The sequence below is a fragment of the uncultured Agathobaculum sp. genome (assembly GCF_963927765.1).
Taxonomy (GTDB): Bacteria; Bacillota; Clostridia; order Oscillospirales; family Butyricicoccaceae; genus Agathobaculum.
Genome location: NZ_CAWVCU010000102.1, coordinates 19,514 through 39,311 on the forward strand (window position 1 = coordinate 19,514; position 19,798 = coordinate 39,311).

A 19,798-nucleotide genomic window follows, 5' to 3' on the forward strand; every position below is an offset into this window, starting at 1 on the left:
CAGCGCATGCTGGCTGGCATGAGCAATATGGCTCTTTTAGCAGTTCCCTTTTTTTGTCTGTGCCGGTGTCTTTATGAACTATTCCGGCGTCACCAAACGAGTCATGGCCTTCTGCCAGCTGCTGACCCACCGAATGAATGGCGGACTGGCACAAGTCAACGTATTACTGTCCACCTTGATGGGCGGACTCTCCGGCTCGAACTTAGCCGACGCCGCCATGGAAGCAAAAATGCTGGTTCCGGAAATGGAGGCCAAGGGATACAGCAAAGAGTTTTCTACGGTTATCACTGCAACATCTTCCATTATTACCCCTCTGATTCCGCCTGGAATTGCCATGATCCTTTATGGCTCGATCGCCAATGTCTCCATCGGAAAGCTCTTTATTGCAGGCATCGGCCCCAGTCTGCTTCTGTGCTTATCTCTCATGATTTTAGTATCCTTCATTAGTAAAAGACGAGGATACAAGCTGGCCAGCAAAGAAAGAATTTCTGCGGGACAAGCATTGTCTATCGTGAAACAGGCTATTCTGCCTCTATGCCTGCCTGTTATCATCATCGGCGGTGTGCGCCTTGGTATCTTCACCCCAACGGAAGCCGGTGTAGTCGCCATTGTCTACTCGATTTTTCTGGGTGTACTCTATAGAGAGCTGACGGTTGACGCCTTTATGTCGTGAGTCAAAGAAACCATCACCACAACGGCGTCCATCATGTTGATTGTAGGATCTGCATCTGCCTTTGCATGGATTCTGACAAAGGAGCAGATTCCACAGCAGTTGACGGAATTTATCGTCGGGCTCACAGCCAACAAGTACATCTTCCTCATTATGATCAATATCTTCCTGCTGCTGGTGGGTATGTTCATTGAAGGAAGCGCAGCTATGGTTGTGCTGGTTCCTCTGCTGGCGCCGGTTGCAGCAGCCTTCCAGATTAATGAAATTCAGTTTGCCATGGTTGTTATTTTCAATCTGGCTCTGGGCTGCCTGACGCCTCCGATGGGCATTCTGATGTTTGTAACCTGCGATATTACAAAGTGCAAGATCAAGGCATTTCTCCAGGAAGCGATCCCATTCTATATCCTTTTACTGATCTGCCTGCTTTTGCTGACCTTTGTCCCGGCCTTCACCTGCGGAATTGTGGATCTGATGTTCTAATCACTAACGATTTTTCGCATGCAGCATAATCTTTTCGTATTAGAACAGCCAAAACAACTGATTTTCCTCTTTCTCAACTATAATACAAACAAATGCGCCCCGTCTTTTGCAGGCAGTGATTTACCTGCAAAAGACGGGGCGCATTTGTTATTACAATCATCTTTCGAACATTTTTACTGATTAAACCACAATTATCCCTTGGCATTTGTAAAACAAAGCTTTATAAGGCTTGTGATTGAAGCAAAAGCACAGCCTCTTTCACCGATGGTGTGGTTTCATAGTGTAAATAATTAAATTCCTGCATCGGAGGATCGATTGCATATGTCTTCAAATTTGATTTGATATATTCCAATCGATTATCCAGTGCATTGGCCTGCTCCCGATTTCCGCTCACCACGGTTTGTCCCGAGAATTGATAAGTTGCTCCAGTCATATTGTCCTGCATGGTAAACAATTCGCTAATCGGATTGGTCATCCATTCTATCGAACAATCAACGCTAAGAACATCCACCCATTTACCATTCTGTACGGTTTGCAATTTCTCTGACCAGCGCCGGTCTTCGAAATTGGCTTGTATCAGCGCCCAGTCACCCATACTGCTGGTATAGCTGTAAATTTTCCCATTTTCTTCGTACCGTTCAATCGATCCATAAGAAAAATAAGTTGGATCACCATTTCCACTATACAAATATGCTGCCCGTTGATTTGTTATTTTTTCTGCCGATGAGCCGTTCCAATGATAAACAGATAGATAACTATTCAAATTTCGACCAATTTTATTGAGTTCATCATCCGCATAACCGCACACTAGCTCCGGATTCTCGTCAGAATCGAAGTCAACCAGCATTGCAGTCACCAAACCGCTTACTGCTTTTCCTCCACTGAGTTCTCTCATTTCACCATATTGAGCCGTTAATTTATCTATTACTGATAAATACGCCTGTGCTCTTTTGCTTGCTTCGTTTTCCGCCGCTGTTTTTGTATAGGATTGATCTGTTGAAATTTGTACCTGACCGGTTTGATTATCATATTCAACGCCAATATTAAAACGCTTTGCCATATCACGGAGCTTAAAATAGTTATTTCCTGCTATGCTGTAGCCAGTAAATGCAATTTGCTCGCCATCCAAATAAATCGCACTTGTAGCCTCATATGCCTTCTGGCTTTGAATATTGCTGTTGGATAATTCGCCACCAACCATGGTATATGGCATTTCCGATGTCATGCGGATCGCTTGACTTGCGTTGTCCCACTCAACCTGAAACTGTTTTTCTGTTCCGTTTACAAGCGCAGCAAAATCCCGAAGCTTGAAATAATTATTTCCCTGTATCATGTATGCAGAAACATTCTGTGCTTTACCATCTACTAAAATCGTATTTTGAGAAAGTTCGGCTGTTTCCACTGCACTTGCAAAAGAAATGAAGGTTAACAGACTGATTGCCGCTGCGATAAATGTTTTTCTCCACATAATTTTCCCCTCTACACAATGTTGATCCAGAAAAAGGTGCCTGATACTATTACTATAATTTACTTTGTTGACAATTTCAAATCCTTTTTCAAGTATTCAGTTGTTTTAGTATATCTGCATACGTTTGTCCCTCAAGGCTGTCATGAAGAGCGACTGCGCGACTGGTTTCAAAAGCATTCCGGAGATTTTCCTCATAATCCTCCTTTGCTACGGCCTGACCGTTCCAAGTATAACGATATTCATTTTCCGGAACAGACACTCCATTGTCATCTACTATCTGATAATCCCCGCGAACCACTGTCTGGAAGCTACCTTCCTCCAAGCGGTAAACTACATCGTAAAAATAACCCATATGCCCTCCAGAGGCTAAGAACAGTCCCTCACCGGGCAAATATGAAATTCCGGCAACATAGCTGCTCAACTCCTGTACTTTTCCATTGGAAAAGGTGCATAGCCGATTTCCCGCGTAGGTGAACATATAGTCAATCCAGAGTTCCGGGGTGTTGTCGCCGTTAGCATCAAACAGGAAATAGCGTGCCTCATCTATAAGACTTGTTGCGTTGCCGTTACCAGCTGTTTTCTCGATATCCTGCACAATATAGTCCCGATAAGCCTGCTTCCATCCCATATCCGTTTCTTGCTGATCAGTTTTTGTGACTGTAAAAGGAGTAGGTGAATCCCCTGATAAAACCTCACCGCGCAAAGTGCCCTCCAGATCCAGTAAGCTATAACCGGACGGATGCTCAATCCATTCATCCGCATCAAAACGGAAAGTACCGCTATCCGTCAGTGAAACATCCATGGTATAGGAACCTTCCTTGGCATTTGTATGACCAGGCAAATTATAAAAATCAAACAGCGCACGGTAGTCTCCGTTTTCTTCATAGATGGTTAAAGTCAATCCGGTTTCTCCTTGCGTAGCATAATAGGAGCCCTCATAAGTACCTGCTAAATCTGCAAGTGCCGCTGTATGATTATCTCCTAAACGGTAATTTTGTGCTTTACTTCCGCCAAAAATTACAACACGCGCGCCCAAATAACCATCATTTTCCCCGAATTTATCCTGCGCATAGCTTAATGCTTCACTTAAGGTATAATATTGATTTGTTTTCGCATTGATTTTGGTCATACAGGACATGATTTCCCGCTGCATAGCCTGTGTATAGTCTGTTAAAACGGTCTCCGAATTTGCTACAACCGCAGTGGCACCTTTATTTAAAAACGCATTGGCAAATACAGAATCCTTTCCTGTTGCGCAAGCGCCAAGATATATCAGTGATCCATCCAGACTTGATACATATTTTTCTATGTACTTACTGCCGATGGCAATCCGATCTTCCATATTGGTGCAAATGATTCTTCCGGACAGATAATCCGCAGTATGTTCCATATTTTGCAGATAGTAAATCGGATTTAAAAGAAATGCTTCTTCATCCAGCTGCTCTCCTAGCGCAATAAATGCGTGCGTTTTGCTGGTAAAATCACCGTGACCATCCCACAAAATTACCTGATTTTCCGACATGCTTTCTATACTGTCCAAAGTCACTGCGGCATCATCATAGTTTTCGATGAAAGAATAATTATCAAAGGCCGCTGTAATTTCTTTTGCCACACCGTCTGTTGCAGCCTCTCCATTCACGTCCTGATTTTTGCCTGGTCTTTCTGTTTCCCACCAGCGGCTAAACGGTTCATAGGTCAGGATCGACATATGTGCTTCCTGGCCGGTACTACTGGTGTTTTCCAACGGAGCTAAGTACACATATTGGATTCCGCTGGCTAACTGTATCCATATGGTCTGCTCCTCTCTTTCATAATCTGAAATAGTACCGAGAGTTTGTTGATGCTTAACCTCAGCCTCAACAGCATCCAGCAGCTCATCGATATTGGAAATAGAAACATATCCTTTGCTGTCCAGATATGGTTGTCCTGCCTTTTCTATCTCATCCGTTGTAGAGAAATATTCCATTAAACTTTTTGTGGTAAGCTCAGAACCTGACTTCTGTTCCAACGCTTTATCCAGACGCATAAACATTGTGGCCGCTTCGGCTCGATTTGCGGTTTCCTGCGGCTGAAAAGAACCGTCCTCATAACCAGTCAGGATGCCTGTCCGGCGCATCAGTTCCACACCCTCTTGCGCCCAAGAGGAAATATCCGCTTTATCCGTGAAAAATGCAGCTGGATTGCCGGACTCTGGGAGAGAAAAACCCGCGCTGTTTACATACCGGGCGATCATAGCCGCCATTTGTTCTCGGGTGACTGCATCATCCGGAGAGAATTTCCCATCGCCTGTGCCGTCTGTTACTCCTGTCCGTGCTGCCCAAGCCACATAGGAGCTGTACCATTGTCCGGTCCGCACATCACTGAACGAACTTCCGGGGTAGGTATCCTGTCCTACTCCAGCCATTCGGCCCAAAATCGTGACAAACATTGCGCGGGTAAGGCTTCCGTCAGGACGGAAAGCAGTATCGCTTTCCCCGTTCATTAATCCATTTTCATAGACGTATTCCACTGACTCTCTGGACCAGTGACTGGATGGAACATCCGTAAATGGGAAAACGCCTGCCGCACTCGCTGTTCCAATGAAGAAAGCTAACATCATACATAGAGACAACAGAATTTTTCGTTTCATGGTTTTCTCTCCTTTCTTTTTGCATCATTGTTTACCAATTAACTACGTCGGGAGCCAACAATCATCGAATGGTTATGCAATTCTATAGGCTTACTGACGGTTCATCCTCTTTTTCGTCCGTCGTTTCAGCACAAATACGCCTATTCCTACCAGAATAACTGCAACAGCGGCAAGCGCGCTATAAATCACAAGCGTATAGTCCACGATTTCGCCGTCTTCGTTTGCCTTGGCACGGTATTTCAAGTCATATTTTCCATCCCCATCCTCATCAATCTTGAGTTCGGTTGTATCCGTATTGGCCGCAATGGTATCAATGATGGTACTGCGATTGATTCTGATATCCTCAAAATTTCTCAAATCGCTGTAATCTCCATTTTCATCCATAAAACCGATGGTATAATTCATTTTTCCAAGGCCGGTTCCTTGAATACGGATATCATATTGCACTCCGTCTTTCAGTCGCAGCGTCTTGATTCGATTGTCTGAACCTTCTTGAGCATCCGACTGATCTTCCTGATCTTCCTCGCTTTCTTCAAACGTCAGCGAACCGAATGTGGTCCTTGTCTGGAGGTTTTCCTCACTGGAATCTAGGGTTTCTCCCTGATAGCTGACGGATACATCCACCGGGCAGGCAATACGGATATAAATATACTTCTGTCCGTTAATCTGGTCAGCAATATCTCCGAAGAAGAATACCAGATTGTCCGCATTTTCAACTTCATAATGGCAGCCATCACTTGCAATTTGCTCCATTAGGGCCTGTGCGGCAGATTTATCTCCCAGACTCTCGAAAAATCCCAAAGTATAAATCGTGATGTCTGATTGTTTGATTTGGTCAGCATAGGCAATCAACTCCTCGCCAACTTTTCCTTCGTTCGGTTCTCCATCACTCATCAGAACTACTATTTTTTGTTTGGCGTTGCTGCTGTCAATCATGGACTGTGCTTTGGCCAATCCCGCTTCAATATTTGTTCCTCCGCCAGAAGAAATCTCCTCAACAATTCCCTGCAGATAACTGTTCTCAACAGAGAAATCCGACACCATCTCTGCATCTGCCGCATACGTCACAATACCAATGCTGGCATCCTCTTCCAAAACCGTATCGATAAAACTGCTGGCAGCTTTCTTGGTTTCCTCGAGCGGCGTTCCTGCCATACTCCCGGATATGTCAAGCACGAGAACAATGTCGCGTTCCTCGGAAGTCGTGCGCCCTGTATTGTCAGCGTCCAACTGATATTCTCCCCATTCGCAGAGGAACGCGGTTGTGTCACTTTCCGCAGCGCCTGCAAAATTGCCAGTTTCCCAGGTGCCTCCATCCCGTTTATATGCGATTGGCGTCAGCTCTGATATCGCAGTATCCTGATATTTCGTGCCCTCATATACCGAATCAATGCGAATGGTAAGGTGGTCTGTCTCGACAGGATTCTGGAGATATACTGTCTGCTTATCGTTGATATCCTGCAATGTGCACTGCTCACTGGAACCGTTCGGATATTCTATCGTAATTGTTTCCGGTCTCGAATTTTTCCAATACAGGTCATTGCTTTTTTGGAATCCGGCATTGATTTCAAAGCCGCTTAACAAATACGTCTGGTCAAAAATCAGGGAAATGGATTCACCGATACCCTGTCCATCCACACCATCTGCCCATGCTGTGCTGAAATCGCCATCCATTATCTGGTCAACGGAATAAGTGGTTGTTTCTTCCGTCAGCTCAGAGGACGACTGCGCACTTTTTACCATGTCCTTCGCACGCTCGGAGTACAGTAAAGCATAGTTTCCACTTTTTCTATTGCCGGATTCCCAATTTGTGTATTCCAGCTCCTCTCCGTTTGCCCATTTCCATCCGTCCTCCTGCTGACCGCCGGATAGACCAAAATACGCTTGGTCAAACCCTTTTTGATGGATATAAGAGTAAAGAAAATCATTTTCCTCCTGCGAAGTAATCGTTGCCAGATAACCATTCTTTTCCTTGCAGTATTGCTGGGCCAATTCCCAGTTGGCTGCGGCAGAGGCCGGATATGCATAATAGTAATGGCCGTTAAATTCAACCGCTTCATCCGGAACCTCGGATAATTCAAATTGTCCGGCTTCTATATTTTGCGGTGTATAATGCAGCGCCGCCTGAACAGCATTATTTGCATTGAGTAAGCCGTATTTTTCTTCTCCATATGAGCCAACAGCTGAATCACATAGTATTCTTTTGACATCTTCTCCCTTCAAATCGGGGTTCGCTGCAAAAACCAGCCCCGCGACACCGGCAACATGCGGCGCTGCCATAGAGGTTCCGCACATATATCCATAACCATTTTTAAACGTACTGTGGATTGCAATCCCCGCCACAGCCTCTCCTTTTTCGTTATAGTTTCCTCCCGGCGCTAATATGTCTACTGCTTCACCACATTGGCTGTAATCAGCTATCGCATATCCATCATGTACCTTGGTTCCCCCAAAGAACAGAAACCCGCCCTCTTTGTGGCTGCCCAAATTTTCTACAGCGCCAACAATAAGAATTCTATTCCGTACTTTTTCATCGGTAATTGCACCTAAAATGTCATATTTCGCGTCTACATTTCCGCTTATCAATCGTTCTTCGATTTCAGCCTTCCTATCTTTGTAGCGCGAAAAGACTTTTTCATGATATTCAGTGCCTTCTCCCTTCAAATAATCACAATACTCGCTGTAAGACAGATAATCGTAAGCATTGACAGAATCAGCCGTATCTTTTAGAAAATATTGATATCCGCCATCCGCATTTTGATTTCCTGCCGATTTACATATTACAAATTGGTGCCCACTGTCGATTAATATGCGCAAACAATCCGCAATACCGCTTGCAAATTCGTCTAACTGCTTTTCTGCCGCACAGCATTCACGGGAGGCGTTAAATGTGAGCACATCGGCACCAAGGCTCATATTTACGACAGCGCAATCCTTCATTCCAATCAGATAATATAAGGCTACCCGAATATTCTGAAGCGAACCCTTAACATTTTCTCCAATGCCGTTGGAAGAGGCTCCATACAAATTTGTCTTTACTGAAATTCCTGCTATACCTTTCTTATTATCGAAAATAGCTGCAGCAGTGCCAGCCGTATGCGTTCCGTGACTGTATTTTTCCTTCCAGTTTGTTATGGCATTAACAGCCAATGTATTTCCCAAAGGCTGCTCCGAAAAATCTAAATCTTCATGGAAGACGTCAAACACATTATCAAATATTCCTATATTAACTGTGCCCAACTGGTCTTTATATTCCCATGCGTCGGGGACATCAATCGCCTCTACTCCCCAATTTTGACCTTCCGGTATATCACTCCATTGATTTTTCCATTTTTTATCGTTTGGGATATAATCTGCGTCTAAATCTATCACATAATTGGGTGTTGCGGACCAGACCCAGTCCAAACTCTCCAGATCATGCACCAAATCAGTCAACGCATTGTATGACATAGGCTGATCCAATAATATCTGATACTCTCTCAGTTCGGGAATTTCACCTACAATTTTACCGCCTACAGAGGAAAGATATTTCTCCAAATCGGCTCGAAACTGTTCATCGCGCAGCGTGACCAAAATCTCATTATTAACAAAAGTCATTCCTGCGTCCGTAACAACATTTTCTTTTGATGAATCATAAAATACAAATCCGCTCGTATCGGTTTCAGGAATATCCTTTTCTATATCCGCCGAATTGTTTCCTGCTCCCATTTGATCGAATAAATCAGTAAATATTGGAATATTCACCATTCCACAATAGGCAAGTAGCCCTGTCGTACCAATAGCAAGAACCAGTAAAAGGACCAAAACTACCAATATTCTGCGCAAAGGTCCACCTGTCTTGTGACTGTTTTCCTTCTGTACCGGCTTTACCTTTTTCTTTGTCTTTTTATCCGATTTTTTGTTTTTATCATCTTGGTAAGTATCAGGCGGGGTACTAGAAGGTTCTTGCTGTTTCTGCTCCTGACTTCCATTTTCAGCTGAATCTTCAGCCGTGTTTTGCTGGCTGTTTAATTTTTCCGCATCGCAGTTCGGACATAATCCGGTTTTTTCATCCAGCTTCGAACCGCATTTTCCGCAAAACTTTCCCATATGCTCCCCCTTTTCATATTAAACAATACCCATTTTACCTTTTGTATTGCATTCATTCAAATACTTGACTAAGTGCCAAGAGGCAGTGGATAAACATACTCATCCGCTGCCCCTTTCTACGATCTCATCTTATTTCTACCAGCCCATTACAGAACAACACATATGGCATGTATCACGATTTAGCGGTAATTTTCAAGACAAGAGAAATATTATGCTTAAAATTACGGTATCCCATCGTTCCATGTATCGCATACTGAACAATCTATACTATAATTTTTATATTTTCATATGAATACTTTCTGTATCTGTTACAGACCTTGATAGCAATCGCCGTTAAAGATTATAATTTTGCTCCACACTCGGTACAAAAAGCAACATTGCTCTCTATTTTTGCACCACAGTTGGGACAAGTTCTCTCCGCGGTTTCAACTTGGCTTTCGCCTTGTTCTTTGCTCTGGGACGGCATTTGCTGATTCATCGGTTTACCGCATACCGTACAAAATCGCATTCCTTTACGTACCATAGCCCCACAGTTTGTACACTTTTCCATGTCCGTATCATCAACAGCAACCGTATTTTGTGGAATCGATGCACCGCAGGAGCTGCAAAATGCTGCACCGGAAGGAATCTCCGCACCGCATTTTTCACAACGAATTACACCTTTTATGTCCTGAATTCGCTGCCTGCGTTCTGAAATTTTATTTTCTGCGTCTAAAACCGAACCAATCATTCCGAAAAAATCACTTTCACAGCTTGCTGCATGCTTTTCCACATATAATTTTCCAATTTGGTAATACAGATTGTTTGCTGTGCGCTGCAGATCGGAAATTTCGGCATTGATCTTTGCTATATCCGCAACATCTTTTGTCTTTTGTACAGCCGTTTGGCTGACCGAGGTCAGCTTTCTACTTAAATCATCAAAAAACGCCATTTTTTATATTCTCCCCCATATTTATATGTTTGCAATTAAAGCAGACTGCCCAAACTATCTATATCCAAATACCACGACCGTCCCACCTTCACAACCGTCATTTCGATATCCTGTGTTCTTTCCTGTTCTCCATATTTTACAGAAACAATAACATCTACTGTTTTTGCAGCTTTCACTTTAACTGAGTATTCATTGTATACATTCTGAATATCCAGCAGTTCATCCCCAGTGATATCCGTATCCGACAAAACCTCACAGTCTAATTTCCAGTTTTCACCCATCATTGTATTAAGTGAAGATATTTGGCTTTGCAATTCGCTTTCGGTCTGAGCAATAAACTCTTCCATATCCTGATCGCTGTACCCTTGCTGTTCCATGGCGTTTTCCATCATGCCCGGTGGTAAAAGATCCAGAATTGCATTAACATCTGCGTTCATACTTGCATCAAAATATTTATCAATGGTTTTCTCATAGCTTCTTCCTCCAAATAGCCAGAACCCTATGACTGCAACCACAACCACCACGGCAACAATTGGGAAGATTGCCTTAATATTTGTCTGTTTTTGTCCTATCGTTGCATGTCCTAATCCATCAATTTTTTCCGCTGTTGTCGTCAGCGGAGCCCCGCACGCATGACAGAACGCCGAATTGTCTTCGTTTTTTGCGCCACAATTTCCACAGAACATTTTTAAACCTCCCACTAAAATAAATCATTTTTTTACATCAATTAATTACCTTAGATAGAAATGATATTTATTGCTCCAATTTATGAGTCTGTACAAGGTTCATATACTCTTGTCTGGATATGGGAATTGCTTCGCCGCTTCCCATGCCGGATAATGCAGCAGACAGCGAAAAGATTTTCCAACCATCATCATAATGATGCAGACGCATACTACCACAATAATACTGATCATTCAATGTATAAATGATGTAATAATCGGCTATATCATCACACATATACTGTTCGCATTGCTTTGCAATATTTTGCTGATTATGCTCATCATCTTGAATTTCAGGATTTACATAAATCAATTCTACAAAGTTCAGTGTCGACAACTGTGACGGATCGAGTGCCGTGAAAAGATCCGCATATGTAGCTGCTCCTGATGGATTATCACTGGTAGACATTGCTGCTATTTTCGAATCCGCTATATCCCGTAATTCAGCAAAATTACTGTCCCCCATCAAGAGATCAAATAGGAAAGAAATCATCTCTCTTTGCCCACAAGCTAATCGGCCAACCATGTTTAACGGAATATATGATTCATACGATTCATGCTCCGTGGGAAGCATTCCCCACGTACTTGCGTTTATTGCCGAATAGATACCCGAACGCTCTATAGAAATAGCAACATTGCTTTGCGAGGCATTGACAATATCAAAATAGGTCAGCGCTTTTTCAAAATTCTGTGTTTGGATAGCAGTGGTAAATGCAGCAGCAAGTTCCTCGGGTGTATTAAAGCCTTCATCTTGAAAAGAGGAAATTACATTCGCATCTTGATTTTGATTATTCAATAAATATTTGATCCCCCAAAAACCTCCCACACCCATTGCTATGACGAGGAAAGCCACTATCACATAGGCAATTCCTTTTTTATGATGCCTTTCTTTTTTTGGCTGAGTTTCCGCCGCATTGTCCTTTTGATCTTGATCCAATATGCTTCCGCAATATTCACAAAACTTGGAACCAGGGCAAACTTCCCTACCACATTTCCAGCAAAACATTATTTCATCCCCCAATCTAACTTATACTTTTGTTAAAGACACAAGTTCTCAGCTTGTGCGCGCAAAAGGCCTCTGAGGCGGCTTAATGTAACAGGTGTCATCCCGAGAAATGATGCAATATACTTATTACTTATTTTATCGATTAGTCCTGGATATTCTTGAAGAAACCATTGATACCGTTCCATCGCATTATGTTGGCATAACATCGTTTTAGTTGTCCAGTGATCCTTCAATGCTTTTCTTAAAAGGCTATTATATATCCAAAGTATTTGGGGATTTGCCTGCATCAAATTTTGTAGGGCCGTGCTTGAGATAACTATCACATCGCATTCGGTCAAAGCCTCAATATTGATAGGCGATGATTCTTTGTCGATATAACAGGACATAGCCGGTGTACCGCACTTGAATCCAAAGCAGTCTGTAATATCACGGCCGTTTGTATCGAAGAAGAACCCTCGCAATATTCCATCCAAAAGAAAAATAAAATTGTCCTGCATTTCGCCCTCGCGAATGAGCAAATCGCCTTTCTTCAAATGTAGATACTTTGTATGATTAACAAAATTTTCTAATAATGTTTGATCTGATATATGTAATACATCTTTGTAAAATGTCTTAATGACCATCTTTTCAAATCCCCCATATTATGACATTAATTACAATAAGATTATATATCCAAATGCAAAATGAGACATTATCATAAGTTAATTTCTTGCATTTTTTCAATTCAAATCAATATTCTTTACACAATATGTCTCACACATTTGTTTCTAACTTCGTTCTATTAGCAAATGGGATGGCTCAACGCCATCCCATTCCTAATATGTTTATTAATATCTGACACATCGCCCTTGTATGTCCAAATATGATATACATCATAACTTGTTTCCGCATTCCGTGCAGAACATGCAATCCGGTTCGTTCACTGCGCCGCAGCTTGAACAGGTTTTAGAGGTCGGCGCTTGTTCTACCGGTGTTTGTTCTGCTGGCACGGGTTCTGCCGGCGTTTGCGCTTCCGGCACCTGCTCTACTGATGCTTGCTCTGCTGAAACAGGCGGCACCGCATCCCGCAGCATCGGTTTTCCGCATGCAGTACAGAAACGGGTTCCGTGGGGGATCATAGCGCCGCAGCTGGAGCATTTCTCCAGATTCTGCGCATTCGCCGATGTTGCACTTTTGGGAGACGGCGCACCGCAAAAGCTGCAAAATGCCGAACCGGCAGAAATCTCTGCACCGCATTTTTCGCAGCAGACAACACCCTTGATATCCTGAATTCTCTGCCTGCACTCCGCTATTTTTCTTTCCGACTCGATCACAGAGCCGATCATACCGGCAAAATCGCTTTCATAATCCGTTGTATGCTTGGCAACATATAATTTACCGATTTGAAAATACAGATGATTCGCCGTGCGCTCCAACTCAGAGATCTCTGCGTTGATTTTTGCAATATCTGCAACATCCTTTGTCTTTTGTACCGCTGTCTGGCTGACTGAGGTCAGCTTTTTGCCCAAATCATCAAAAAATGCCATTCTTATTATCCCCTTTATTATTTTTATTTTTTGCCTGCATCAAAAAGAGCCGATATCCAAATACCAAGAACGACCGACTTTTATCACCGGAATATCCACATCCTCTGCGCTTGATAAAATACCAGCATCGATGGAGACTGTCACATGCACATCCTTTGCTTTCTTCACTTTCACATTGTATTGCGCTTTATACTCCTCTTGTAATTCTTTCAATTCTGTCCCTGTGATATCGGTATCTCCTGTGATATCAATCGCCAGATTCATTTTATCAGCGACGAAACCGCCGAATGACATCATGCCCCTTAACTCATCCTCTGCTTCTTGTGCAAACGCTTCAAAGTCTCCCTGATCAAATCCCTCGGATTCCATCGCGCTTTTAATCACATCTTTCGGGATCAACTCCAGTACGCTTTCTACATCCCCATCCATACTGGCGTCAAAAAACTCTTCGACCGTAGCCTTATAGCCTCGGCCTCCAAATAACAGCCAGCCCACAAACGCAATCACCACTACGATAACCGCCGCCGCAATGATGCCCGTTTTTTTGTACGGCTGTTTTGGCACCAATGTTTCCGTGCCTGCGTTTGTCTGCGGCGCTGTCAGTCGTGACCCGCACGCCTGGCAAAAAGCAGCCGTATCATCATTTTTTGTTCCGCAATTTCCGCAATACAATGTAAAGCCCTCCTTTTCCGCTAGATATCTCCCTTTATTCTGTTCCTATTTTTCTTTCACTCTTGTGTATGCGCAACAGATTGATAAACCTGCTGCGACACCGCAACAATATGATTTCTTGCTGCGCCTACATCCGTAACATCTTCCGACATCACACAAAGGATATAAGGAGAATTGCCGCTCCAAATGATTGCCGCATCATTTTCCACGGTGTCGAGTTCTCCGGTTTTATTGGCAGTTTCCACCCCCGAAGGAACACCAGCAGGGATTTTTTCTGTCCTTGTCTGCTGCTTTAATGCATCCAGAATGACGTCTGCTCCAGTAATCCGACCAGCCAGCAGCGACTGCAAGAATGCACAGCAATCTTTCACCGATGTGTAATTATCCGAATCTGCATCAAAGTCCAGCATCAAACGCCCCATAGAGGTATCCGGATAGCCGTTTTCTGTGCAATACTGATTGACCAATGCCATGCCTGCTTCCGCATCCCCATTTCCCAAACGCGTAACCAGTGCATTGGTTGCCTCATTGTCGCTTTCCGAAAGCATATGGAACAACAAATCCGCGGTTTCTCCGCTATACGACTCCCACGCCGCGACCGAATCCAGATTTTCTTCGACCGTCGCCGCGACAAATAGCTTAATCAAGCTGGCAGACTGCATCGGCTTGCTGTTGACCGCGCAGCACTGTTCTTCATCCGCACGCTGCACTGCCATTGCCCACACACCACCAGCCTGTGCTGTATCATTTGCAAGCGATTGCAGCATGGCGGATAATTCCTCATCCTGAACAGCTGCTGCGGCTTCCTTCGCTTCAAAATATGCCTTTACTCCCTCTGCGATCCCTTCTGCCATCGTTTGCCGGAACGCATCCTGCGCCATTGCCAGATCATCGTGTTCGTTCGTCATAAATCCCATTTCCAGAATGACGACCGGCTGCGCGCTCCAGTTGATACCGGTCATGGTGTCATTATACTGAAGCCCCAGGTTTTTCATCCCCGTGGCGTCGCAGTAAGCGTTTAATATGGTTTCCGCCAAATCTTCACTTTCCGCCGATAGGCTGCCGACATAGGTATTATCCGCAGAAGGAACCAATGCCAACGCACCGTTTGCCCCGGCATTCTCGCTGCCGTTGGCATGAATGCGTAACAGTATATCTGCACCGGCGTCGTTTGCCATGGTCGCCCGCTCCGCATTGCTGATTGCCGTTTGGTTGTCCTCCCGCGTGAGCAGGGTGGAAAAGCCCTCCTGCTCCAACAACTCCCGCAGCCGCAGCGAGATATCCAGATTGAGGTCATACTCATACGTTCCCGAAAAAGTTCCCATCGTCCCCGTTGTTGCTTTTGCTTTCATCACGGAAGAGCCGGGCGCATTTGGTTCGGGTGCGCTCATATCAATTTCCCAGGATTGATGTCCGGGATCGATCGCAACCAGAATATCTTTTTTATCCGGTTGTTGTTTTTCCTGCGGCTGGTCGACTTTTACCTCCGGAATATCCGGAACGGTTTCCTGACGGGATAGCTGCTGTTCCTTTCCTGCGCAGCCGCTGAAAACCATTAGCGCGAGCAGCGACACGACGCAAACCTGTCCTGCTTTACTGATCCAGCTGATAGCCCTTCGGTGCAATACTGAATTCAACCTCTGCAAGAAATGCTGCATTTTTCTTCTCCACATCGCTCAATACACTTTCACTAAAGTCCGCTGCGTTGACCGTTCCATGATACCACGACTGCGCATCAAAATAGTTTTGCAGCTCCTTGGAAGCAAATTTTCTGCCGTGACGGGCATAGATTTCATTTTTAGCATAGTTGATCTCCTGCAGCGTCAAACCATCCACATCGTTTTGCGTCAGCAGACGGGAATCGCTTTCCGGCAGGATCTCTTCGGATGCCGCTTCCTCCGCCTGGGTCACAATGGCATTCCCGTTTACATCGGTCATCCGTTCTGCTTTCAGAATCAGCTGGCTTCCATCCAGCTCCAACTCTCCTGTCACACGGACTTCCTGTTTCAGCGGAAGTTCACTCCACAAGCCGATATCCACACTGTCGTTCTGCAAATAGGCCGAACGGACATCGCTCAGTCTGACAAATTCCCCATCATCCTCTTTAAGCAGAATGGACATTGGTTCGCTCCACTCCAAGAACAACCGGTTATCTGTCGAAATTTTGACCGTTCCGCTCAAAGAGACTTCATCCTCTGCAATCATATCTGCATCACTGTCGTCGATCTTTTCGGGATTCACCTCTTCGATTTCTTCTGCTTGTTGCTGCTGTGTTGTATCAGATGTGCTCTCCGCCGTTTTGACATCTGTCGGTTTGGCAGAAAGGTTCACCAATATAATTGCTGCTGCAATACCAATACACAGCACAATAACGACTGCAAGGATGATCGGAAACGCACTTTTCTTCTTCTGAATCGGTTTTTGCGCTGTCGTCTGCTGCGGCACATCACTTTGCTCCATCGGCGCAGTCGATGCAGGATTTATCTGCGCGTTGTCCGCTCTTTCTCCTGACTGTTGCGGTAAATCAGCAGCTGCCTTTGCACCGCAGGCAGTGCAAAATGCTGCACCGGGCTTCAAAGGCGCCCCGCAAGCCTTACAAAACCGCTTTTCTTCTCTTGGCATTTCCTGTTTTGCGCCGCAGGCCTGACAAAATTTTGCGCCATCCTTTATTTCCGCATCGCATTTGATACACTTCATTTTTCTCCCCCTATCATTGACATTTTATCTGCCTAAAATGATTGAATGCAATTTTAGTATAGCACTAAATGGAAATCGCGCAAGCAAAAAGTCAATAAAACCTTTTTTATTGCGATTTCAAAAAATTTTTCTATTTTTAAAGCCGAAGATGCCTATATCAAATCATAATTATTCACATTTTTATTGACTGGAAATTGTATTTTCTTTAATATTAGAACAGAAAGAGAATAGAGCTGCAGATATTCTAAAGGATGAAAGCAGAATGGAAAAAATTAAATGGATTGCAGCGGTACTGTTGCTGCTATCACTGACAGGCTGTACAGCCCCCGCAGAAGATCAAACGATTTTGATAAACGACGCGGACAGCGTTGAAGTGACAGATAGCGAGAATCCAAAACCGCTGGAAGAGGCAGAGGAAGCGGAATCGGATATTGTGACGATACCCGAGCCACCGCAGGATACACAATCGTTTGTCCGTGTACAGGATTATATTCCGGATATTGCAGTTGATCTGCGATATGCAACCACAAATAACTTTACCGGCACGGTAATTTATGCCTATGACGATGCATGGCTGCGTTATGATACTGTCCACAAGCTATCGGATGCACAGGAACAGCTCAAGGCACAGGGATATCGTCTTTGCATTTGGGATGCGTTCCGTTCGGCCAAGTCACAGCAGAAATTATGGGAGGCTTATCCGGATGGCAACTATGTTGCCAATCCAGCCAACGGATATTCAGGACATACCCGCGGTGATACGGTTGACATCACACTGATCACGCTGGAGGATGAGCCGGTGGAGATGCCTTCCGAATTTGATGATTTTACCGCGTTGGCAGATCGAAGCTACGAGGATGTATCTGCAGCCGCAGGGGGAACATGCGGCGCTGCTGGAATCCGTGATGGAATCCTGCGGCTTTACCGGCTATGACAAAGAGTGGTGGCATTACAGCGACAATGACCGCGCGCAGCCTGCTCCAGACTTTGAACCGACTGATTAAAAATGAAAAAAACCGTTATTTCGGAAGAAATAGCGGGATTTTTTGTGTATTTTGCAGTTGAACTGGAACCAACAACCTGCGGTTTACGAAATCTGAATGGCGAGATACCCATAGCCTTACTGATCAATCCAATTCATATCCTCCGGATAAATATCGATTGATCCTTGCATTGGTGTAGTTTCCTGCTACGGACAATATTTGTGATAAGCACCATTCTGTAACGGTTTCTTCCGAGTATCCATCCGGCATGCCATCCTTGAAAAATCTCTGAGAGAGCCGTTCCTCATCCTGGAACACCTCAGTATACCAATCATTGAACTCATCTGTCTGGAACCAGAGCATTTTCCTCTCGTTCTCGCTGCAACGATTTAGCAGTAACGTAAAAATCAGGTTTGCTATATATTCCTCATAAGCATCCCAGAAGACGGAGCTCTCACCTTGAACCTGTACACAAATCTCATCCCAGAGATTTTCCAAACCGCTATCCTCTTCGCTGGTCATCTTGCCACTGTCGCGTTTGCATTTTTGCAGCTCGCGAATACATATTTTCTCTAAACGCTCCAGAATGGCTTGTGCCTGGCAAGCAATGATTCCTTCGTAGCATTGGCTAATCTTTTGATCACAATTCATGACTCATTCAACTCCTTGATCAGCTTTGTACTTGGTCTGTCACGTTTCAAAAATCATTTCAAGAGTAGTATATCATAATAGGGGTGGCTCTTGAAAGGCAAGCGGCACAAAATAAAGCAGATCGTTGATACCTGCATATCAACGATCTGCTGCTTTTGTAATTCATTCGCCTATTCGTTTTTGCGGTAACCGAAAATCTGATAGAAATTGTGTGGGGGCATTGTTGGCATATGACTATCATGATATCGACTTCTAATCTGCCAAATATTAAATCCCGTTTACGCATGAACCTTAAGATTATGGAGCATCTTGATAAACTCAGGGTTATTATGATCCACAATGTTGCTGTGCCCCATATCCAGAGCATTAATTTTTTCCATCTCGTCCCGGGTCAACGAAAAGTCCCAAATATCAAAATTCTGCTCCATGCGATCTTTATGCACAGTCTTGGGGATAACTACCACGCCCCGCTGGATATTCCACCGCAGAGCCACCTGAGCCGCGGTCTTACCGTGGGAGCGGCCCATCTCCGTCAAAACGGGGTTGGTGAAGATGTCGAACTTTCCTTCGGCAAAAGGACCCCATGCCTCAGGAATCACGCCGTAGTCCGACATGATCTTCATGGCCTCCTTCTGGTGGAAAAAGGGGTGAATCTCCACCTGATTCACTGCCGGTTTCATCTCCACGGATTCACAGAAGTCCAGCAGCCGGGCGGCATTGAAGTTGCACACACCAATGGCCCGCAGCTTGCCCTCCCGATAAGCTTCCTCCATCGCCCGCCAAGCGCCCATATAATCTCCCACCGGCTGGTGAATCAAATATAAATCCAGATAATCTAAGCCCAGATTATCCAAAGAAGTTTGGAGGGCCTTTTTCGCCGCCCCATAGCCTGCATCCTGTACCCACAGTTTGGTGGTGATGAACAGCTCTTCCCGTGGGACACCGCATTTGGCGATTGCCACGCCCACGGCCTGCTCATTCATGTAAGCCGCCGCCGTGTCAATCAGGCGATAACCGGTGTCAATGGCATCAAGCACCGCCTGCTCACACTGAACTGGGTCCGGCACTTGAAATACGCCAAATCCCTCCATAGGCATCTTCACGCCATTATTCAAAGTCACATAATCCATTTTGCATTCTCCATTCATCATCAGCATACTTATTGATTCTGAAGTTATTCTAATGGCATGATATAGAAAAGTACAGAACCAATCTTACATAGTATTATTCACATTATGCATACTGACTTGTTGGAGACTTTCTATCCTGTTATA

At 44.5% G+C, this 19,798-nt stretch carries 14 protein-coding genes and 2 pseudogenes; 2 read left to right on the plus strand and 14 right to left on the minus strand.

Features of this window, described 5'->3' with window-relative positions; all coding sequences use genetic code 11:
* Window positions 1-103: 103 nt before the first annotated feature.
* Window positions 104-1,150 (plus strand): annotated as a pseudogene (locus ABGT74_RS09345) (TRAP transporter large permease).
* Window positions 1,151-1,370: 220 nt separating this feature from the next.
* On the opposite strand, the gene ABGT74_RS09350 reads toward ABGT74_RS09345, so the two are convergent.
* From ABGT74_RS09350 to ABGT74_RS09405, 12 genes and pseudogenes are all read right to left on the minus strand, one after another.
* Window positions 1,371-2,618, minus strand: coding sequence for a hypothetical protein (locus tag ABGT74_RS09350; RefSeq protein ID WP_346705327.1), 1,248 nt, complete (start codon window positions 2,616-2,618; stop codon window positions 1,371-1,373).
* Between the two features lie 88 nt (window positions 2,619-2,706).
* Complete coding sequence (locus tag ABGT74_RS09355) at window positions 2,707-5,247, minus strand: S-layer homology domain-containing protein (RefSeq protein ID WP_346705328.1); 2,541 nt, start codon at window positions 5,245-5,247, stop codon at window positions 2,707-2,709.
* A 90-nt stretch (window positions 5,248-5,337) separates the two neighbouring features.
* On the minus strand, window positions 5,338-9,336 hold the full coding sequence (locus tag ABGT74_RS09360) for a S8 family serine peptidase (RefSeq protein WP_346705329.1): 3,999 nt from the start codon (window positions 9,334-9,336) through the stop codon (window positions 5,338-5,340).
* 340 nt (window positions 9,337-9,676) lie between these two features.
* Window positions 9,677-10,267, minus strand: coding sequence for a zinc-ribbon domain-containing protein (locus ABGT74_RS09365; RefSeq protein ID WP_346705330.1), 591 nt, complete (start codon window positions 10,265-10,267; stop codon window positions 9,677-9,679).
* 35 nt (window positions 10,268-10,302) lie between these two features.
* Window positions 10,303-10,953, minus strand: coding sequence for a zinc-ribbon domain-containing protein (locus ABGT74_RS09370; RefSeq protein ID WP_346705331.1), 651 nt, complete (start codon window positions 10,951-10,953; stop codon window positions 10,303-10,305).
* Window positions 10,954-11,020: 67 nt separating this feature from the next.
* A complete protein-coding gene (locus tag ABGT74_RS09375) occupies window positions 11,021-11,995 on the minus strand; it encodes a hypothetical protein (protein WP_346705332.1) in 975 nt (324 codons plus the stop codon).
* A 32-nt stretch (window positions 11,996-12,027) separates the two neighbouring features.
* On the minus strand, window positions 12,028-12,618 hold the full coding sequence (locus tag ABGT74_RS09380) for a Crp/Fnr family transcriptional regulator (protein ID WP_346705333.1): 591 nt from the start codon (window positions 12,616-12,618) through the stop codon (window positions 12,028-12,030).
* Between the two features lie 249 nt (window positions 12,619-12,867).
* Window positions 12,868-13,521 carry a zinc-ribbon domain-containing protein gene (locus tag ABGT74_RS09385; protein ID WP_346705334.1) on the minus strand — a complete coding sequence of 218 codons (654 nt, stop codon included), beginning with the start codon at window positions 13,519-13,521 and terminating at the stop codon, window positions 12,868-12,870.
* Between the two features lie 39 nt (window positions 13,522-13,560).
* Window positions 13,561-14,193: a zinc ribbon domain-containing protein gene (locus tag ABGT74_RS09390; RefSeq protein WP_346705335.1), complete on the minus strand. Its 633-nt coding sequence runs from the start codon at window positions 14,191-14,193 to the stop codon at window positions 13,561-13,563.
* 56 nt (window positions 14,194-14,249) lie between these two features.
* Complete coding sequence (locus tag ABGT74_RS09395) at window positions 14,250-15,818, minus strand: N-acetylmuramoyl-L-alanine amidase (protein ID WP_346705336.1); 1,569 nt, start codon at window positions 15,816-15,818, stop codon at window positions 14,250-14,252.
* On the minus strand, window positions 15,787-16,638 hold the full coding sequence (locus ABGT74_RS09400; protein WP_346705362.1) for a YARHG domain-containing protein: 852 nt from the start codon (window positions 16,636-16,638) through the stop codon (window positions 15,787-15,789). The genes ABGT74_RS09395 and ABGT74_RS09400 overlap by 32 nt, the downstream gene beginning before the upstream one ends.
* 96 nt (window positions 16,639-16,734) lie before the next feature.
* Window positions 16,735-16,890: pseudogene (locus ABGT74_RS09405) on the minus strand (zinc ribbon domain-containing protein); the annotation flags it as partial.
* Between the two features lie 262 nt (window positions 16,891-17,152).
* Between ABGT74_RS09405 and ABGT74_RS09410 the strand changes: the two are divergent.
* On the plus strand, window positions 17,153-17,824 hold the full coding sequence (locus ABGT74_RS09410; RefSeq protein WP_346705337.1) for a M15 family metallopeptidase: 672 nt from the start codon (window positions 17,153-17,155) through the stop codon (window positions 17,822-17,824).
* 193 nt (window positions 17,825-18,017) lie between these two features.
* Here ABGT74_RS09410 and ABGT74_RS09415 read toward each other — a convergent pair whose 3' ends face one another.
* Complete coding sequence (locus ABGT74_RS09415; RefSeq protein WP_346705338.1) at window positions 18,018-18,524, minus strand: hypothetical protein; 507 nt, start codon at window positions 18,522-18,524, stop codon at window positions 18,018-18,020.
* 278 nt (window positions 18,525-18,802) lie between these two features.
* Window positions 18,803-19,654, minus strand: coding sequence for an aldo/keto reductase (locus ABGT74_RS09420; RefSeq protein WP_346705339.1), 852 nt, complete (start codon window positions 19,652-19,654; stop codon window positions 18,803-18,805).
* Window positions 19,655-19,798: the final 144 nt, after the last annotated feature.